Below are 2,530 nucleotides of genomic sequence, written 5' to 3' on the forward strand. Positions count from 1 at the left end.
TGTAGAGGCTATTTAGTAATGCGACAGTTGGGCCAGTTAGAGATGCGACAATCTCGCCTCTCGACGACTGGTCAATGCCAATGTCGGGAGCAAGGATGACGACCTTCAGCCTGGTCGAGACCATGAGCGGTCGGAGTCGTCATGTCCTTTATGATCACTATGTCGCAGAAAGAATTGCATCGCCTCGAACTCATCCAGAAGATCCGTGACGAACGCCTGAGCGTTGTGCAGGCCGCCGAACGGCTCGACCTCAGTCGAAGTCAGGTCCATCGGCTGCTGCAGGCCTATGACCGGGATGGTCCGGCCGGGCTTGTTTCCAAGAAGCGATCGCGACCGAGCAACCGGCGCCATAGCGAGGAGTTTCGCAATGCGGCACTGGATCTGATCCGTGAGCGCTATCTGGATTTCGGTCCGACGCTGGCGCGTGAGAAGCTGATCGAGCTGCACCGGATCTCGGTCGCCAAGGAGACCCTGCGGCAATGGATGACCGAGGCCGGCATCTGGGTCTCGCGTCGGGAACGCAAGAAGCGGGTTTTCCAGCCACGCGGCCGACGTGATTGCTTTGGCGAACTGGTACAGATCGATGGCTCGCATCACTGGTGGTTCGAGAACCGTGGGCCCAAATGCGCCCTGCTCGTCTATATCGACGACGCCACCGGCAAGCTGCTGCATCTACGGTTTGCCGGCTCGGAGAACACCTTCGACTATCTGCACGCGACCAAGGCCTATCTGCAGCAATGGGGCAAACCGCTGGCCTTCTACAGTGACAAGCACGGCGTCTTTCGTTCGACCCATGCGTCGGAGAAGGACCGGACGAGCGGCCTGACACAATTCGGCCGCGCGCTTTATGAGCTGAACATCGACATCATCTGTGCCAATACCCCGCAGGCCAAAGGCCGCGTCGAACGTGCGAACCAGACACTGCAGGATCGGCTGGTCAAGGAAATGCGGCTGCGCGGCATCGACACGATCGAGGAAGCCAACGCCTATGCGCCTGAGTTCATTGCGGATTTCAACGCGCGTTTTGGCAAACAGCCGCGTAATCCGAAGGACATGCACCGGCCGTTGGCCGACCATGAGAACCTCGATGGCGCCATGTGCCGCAAGGAAGTTCGCACGCTGTCGCAGGCTTTGACGCTGCGCTATGACAAGGTGCTGTTCATCCTTGATCCGACAGATCTTTCCAGGTCCCTGGCGGGTAAGAAGGTCGTGGTTTGCGACTATCCGGACGGGCGCCTCGAGATCATGCACGAGAGCTTTGCCCTGCCCTACCGAACCTTTGACACGTTACGCTCCGTGCATCGCGCCGAGGTCGTCGATAACAAGCGGTTGGACGACATGCTGTCTGTTGTCGCCGAGCTGCAGGCTGGGCGGGAGCAGCAGCGCAGCAAGGGCGGACCACGGCGAACTGGGCAGACGGACCATATGTTCGGCATTCGCGATGGCAGCACGGGGAACGGCTACCAGAAGCGTGGACGCAAGCCGAGAACGGATTACATGAACGATCCGGCGGTGATCGCACGGCGGGAGAAAGCGTTATTGAGGCAGCCGGCTGCGGAATAAAGGGCGTCAATGCACGCCGATATCGCTTTGCGTATCTGACTCCAATTGCAGGCAGGCGGACCAAAGCGGCGTCTTGTGGAAGGCTCCGTCTTGAAGAAGCGTGAGCCCTTCTCGTGCCTCATAAAGCAGGCCCAGCCAGCACAGGCGCCGCAGGACGCCATATTGGAGATCGAATTTGAGCTCCCAGGCTTCCAGGGTCATTTCGGTGGCGGACAGAGGTGCCGTGTCTGGATAGAGGATCTTCACGACGTCCAAAGGCGTACAGCCTTCTCTCGCCTTGATATTGAGAAGATTGAGGAACATGCGCCACCAGCGTAGGCGCGCTTGCACCTCAGCTTCCCGCTCGGTGGCATGGACATACGAGTAGAGATAGTCTGTGGCCACGAGATCGAAGAAGGCTTGCGGGTTCACCAGAAACTCCCGGCCGCGTCTGGTTGGCAGCAGCACATCCTTTTTCCGGCGAAGCAGCTTCAGATGGCGGGTCATGTCCCGCACGACCCAGAGCGGCGGCATGTCGCTTTCGTTCAGCACTTTGTTCATGCTGTAGAGGTCTTCGGCTGTGAAGTCGGGCCACAGGAAGTTCACAGCGGCCCAATGTACGAATTTGCGGTTCATAGCACCGGTCGCGGTCAATCCTATGCCACCCTCACCGTCAGCATAGGCAACGGACAGAAGCATGCCGCGAAGAAGAGGTGACAGCGCGGCGACATCGACGTCACCCTGCAGCTTGATTTCCGGAAGCATCGTGCAGCTTTGATCCCTACCCGCTCAATTCAGATAAAAGCGAGTATCAGCCGGCGACTGAACAATTGCTATTGAGAAAGCTAAAGCCGAAGAGGTGTTCTTTCACCCGCCCCCGCTCCGCCCTTTCAACCCGGCCCAGCCGGTCGGATCGGGGGCTGATCATCGGTGCCAGTGTCGCGTTTCTAACTGGCCGACAGCGTCGCAGCCCTATTCGGCTTTGACA

Annotated in this window: 2 protein-coding genes; one reads left to right on the top strand and one right to left on the bottom strand. The window is 59.0% G+C overall.

Annotation, left to right across the window (positions count from 1 at the left end; genetic code table 11):
- Positions 1 to 141 precede the first annotated feature (141 nt).
- Positions 142 to 1,563, top strand: coding sequence for an ISNCY-like element ISRel10 family transposase (locus BBJ66_RS27125; RefSeq protein WP_071091260.1), 1,422 nt, complete (start codon positions 142 to 144; stop codon positions 1,561 to 1,563).
- A gap of 6 nt (positions 1,564 to 1,569) precedes the next feature.
- On the opposite strand, the gene BBJ66_RS27130 is transcribed toward BBJ66_RS27125, so the two are convergent.
- The gene (locus BBJ66_RS27130) at positions 1,570 to 2,307 is read right to left on the bottom strand and encodes a hypothetical protein (protein ID WP_004675918.1); all 738 of its coding nucleotides are present in this window, start codon (positions 2,305 to 2,307) and stop codon (positions 1,570 to 1,572) included.
- Positions 2,308 to 2,530 lie beyond the last annotated feature (223 nt).

The sequence above is a fragment of the Rhizobium sp. RSm-3 genome (assembly GCF_001854685.1).
GTDB lineage: Bacteria > Pseudomonadota > Alphaproteobacteria > Rhizobiales > Rhizobiaceae > Rhizobium > Rhizobium ecuadorense.

What these genes read in the sequence shown, in the direction of transcription:
- BBJ66_RS27125 (WP_071091260.1), top strand. Translation starts at nt 142, where the DNA reads ATGTCCTTTATGATCACTATGTCGCAGAAAGAATTGCATCGCCTCGAA.
- BBJ66_RS27130 (WP_004675918.1), bottom strand. Translation starts at nt 2,307, where the DNA reads ATGCTTCCGGAAATCAAGCTGCAGGGTGACGTCGATGTCGCCGCGCTG.